Source organism: Hymenobacter agri, from assembly GCF_054778495.1.
This window is the reverse complement of sequence record NZ_BAAGZM010000600.1, coordinates 1-2,570: the sequence shown is the minus strand read 5'-3', so window position 1 is coordinate 2,570 and position 2,570 is coordinate 1. Positions and strand designations below refer to the sequence as shown.

Sequence of the window (2,570 nt, the reverse complement as noted above, 5' to 3'; positions counted from 1 at the left end):
GCAGCCGCGGTGGGTGCTACGCCCCGGCGGCGCAGCTCGCTGCGGGCGGCATCGACCAGGCTGGGCTGGTAGAGCTCGGGGTGGTCGGCGAAAAACTGCAGCTCGGCGTCGGTCTTCTGGTGGTAAAAGTCGTCGATAGAAGTGGCCACGATGGAAAGGAAAAGGGTACGGAAAATACAGGATGTAGAAAGCGGGTAGCAAGATACTGCGCGGGGTGCAAGGCCGCCAACCGCGCCGCCGCCCAGCCGTACACCCAATCAGGCGGCCCATTTCCCTTTTTCCCTTTTCCCTATCCTAAACCTTATGCCTACGCCCGAGCAAAACCCCACCGACCCCCGCCCCGACCAGGCCCCGACCAGCGCTTCTACCCCCGACAAGACCTCGGAAAATGACGCAACCGTCAGCAGCACACCCAACCAAGATGCCAACGTGGACGCTGCCCCGGCCAGCGCCGGCAACACGCCCACCAGCACCCAGCAGAACATGGGCTACGGCGCGGGCATCCGCATCGACTACGGCGACGCCAGCCAGACCAACGGCCTCGAAGGCGGCCCGGCCGACAGCGGCCCCGACCGCACCGACACGCCCGACCAACCCCAGACCGATACCGAACTGACCGGCTCCTGAGCCACTACCGCAACCACTTCCCCGAAACTCCGGGGTCGAACCCCGAAATCCCGGGGTCCGGCCCCGGAGTTTCACTTAAAAAGCCCGGCGCTCCAGGGTCCGGCCCCGGCGTTCCGCCCAAAGTGCCCGGCACCCCGCTCCCAAGGATGGATGCGTGCTCGCACTGATGCGGGCAACAGGACAGAAATTTGGCGCAACACGCCACGCACCAGTTGGTAGCTTACTGCAAGTCGCTGCGAGTAAAGCAGATGGTATCGCCCCAAAGCAACTCCTTGCTTACGGCGGAGGGCGACTGCTGCAGAAAGTACGTGAAATCGTGTATCAGGTGGCTCTGGTCGTAATAGCCGTGCAGCGCCAGCAGTGCCAGCCAGTCGGCCCGGCGGCCAGCAGGCCCCAACCATTGTAGCTCATCCAGTACCTGCCGAAACCGGATAAAGCGCATCGCCTCCTTCGCGGAAAATCCCAGATACTTGCGAAATCGCAGTTGTAGCGCGCGCTCCGATAGCTGACTGGCGGTGGCCATTACTTTCACCGGATTGAGGTGCGTGCTGCCCGAAAGCAGTGGCAGCTGCCCGATTAGTTGGGCTTGCGGCGCTTCGGCGGCGTGGAGGTGGGGCACCAGAAAATCGGCCACGGCCTGCACGAGTTGGCTGGGGGCGGGCAGCAACATAAGCCGCTCCCAGAGCTGCGCAAAGCCCCAGCCCTTGACTAGGTCGTCGGGGTCGGTGAACGCAGTGCCCAATACCCCCACGGGCAGCCGGAACAGGCGAAAAAAACCTTCGAGCGTAAATGCTGCGGCCAGCACCCGGCTGCCGGGTTGCAGCCGGTAGTGCAAGGCCGTTTTGACGGGCCCCGTGAGGACGATGCCTTGCACTACGCACGTCTGCTCCGCAGCGGGTTTACTGGCCGGCCACATTTCGGCCTTCGCGCCTAAGTTAATGAGCAGCAGCAATTGAAAAGTCGGCAGCAGCTTCTGCACCACCGGCTCCTCACCCTCCCCGACGGTTAGGAGTACGAAGTGCCGGATGACTTGCCGCAGAGCCGCCGGGGTCGGCACAAACAATTCCTGAAGCTGGGTCGGAGGGGAAGGCATGAGGCTTCGTTTTCTTACAATTTCCGGACGACGGGGGCTGGTACGTTTGTACCGCGAATTGGCTGGCCCAGGCGAGTACCCGATGCTAGCGGCGCCCGCCCGGGGCCAGGCCAAACCGCCTTAATGATACCCTAAAAAACGCTTACGTATGAGTACTGTTTTTACGGCGGGCACCGCGCCCACCATCCTGCTGACCGGCGCTACCGGTACGATTGGCAGCGAATTAACAAAAATTCTTATTCGCCGGGGGGTGCCGTTCCGCGCCCTGGTTCGCTCGCTGCCGGCGGCGGCGGCGCTGCAAGGGCAGCCGGGGGTAGAGCTTGTGGTGGGCGACCTCGACGACCCGGCCAGTCTGGCCCCGGCCCTGGTGGGGGTAGAACGGACATTCCTGCTCACCAATTCCACGGAACGGGCCGAGCAGCAGCAGCTCAACTTTGTGCAGCAGGCCCGGCAGGCCGGCGTGCGGCAGGTGGTGAAGCTGTCGCAGTGGGCTGCCGACCGCCTCTCGCCGGTGCGCTTCCTGCGCTACCACGCGGCCGTGGAGGAGGCCATTCGGGCCAGCGGACTGGCTTACACGTTCCTGCGACCCAACTTGTTTATGCAGGGCCTGCTCGGATTTCGCGAATCTATTGTGCACCAAGGCGTGTTTTTTGCTGCCATCGGCGATGCCCGGGTTAGCGTCGTGGACATCCGCGACATTGCCGCCGCCGCTGCCGCCGCGCTCACGGAGTCCGGCCACGAAGGCCGCACCTACAACCTGACCGGGCCCGCGGCCCTGACCCACGCCGAAATGGCCAGCCAGCTCGCTCAGGCCCAGGGCCTGTGCGAGCTGGCTGGCCCTGTCGGCGGG

General features: G+C 64.3%; 3 protein-coding genes. 2 read left to right on the top strand and 1 reads right to left on the bottom strand.

The window, feature by feature from the left end; all coding sequences use genetic code 11:
* The first annotated feature begins 303 nt into the window (after positions 1-303).
* Entirely contained in the window at positions 304-627 is a 324-nt protein-coding gene (locus tag ACYVDE_RS19940) for a hypothetical protein (protein ID WP_460503288.1), read from the top strand.
* A gap of 220 nt (positions 628-847) precedes the next feature.
* Here ACYVDE_RS19940 and ACYVDE_RS19935 read toward each other — a convergent pair whose 3' ends face one another.
* Positions 848-1,720 (bottom strand): AraC family transcriptional regulator, encoded by an 873-nt coding sequence (locus ACYVDE_RS19935; protein WP_460503287.1) that lies wholly within the window; start codon positions 1,718-1,720, stop codon positions 848-850.
* 148 nt (positions 1,721-1,868) lie between these two features.
* On the opposite strand from ACYVDE_RS19935, the gene ACYVDE_RS19930 reads away from it, so the two are divergent.
* The coding region (locus ACYVDE_RS19930) for an NmrA family NAD(P)-binding protein (RefSeq protein WP_460503286.1) at positions 1,869-2,570 on the top strand (702 nt) is incomplete at its 3' end.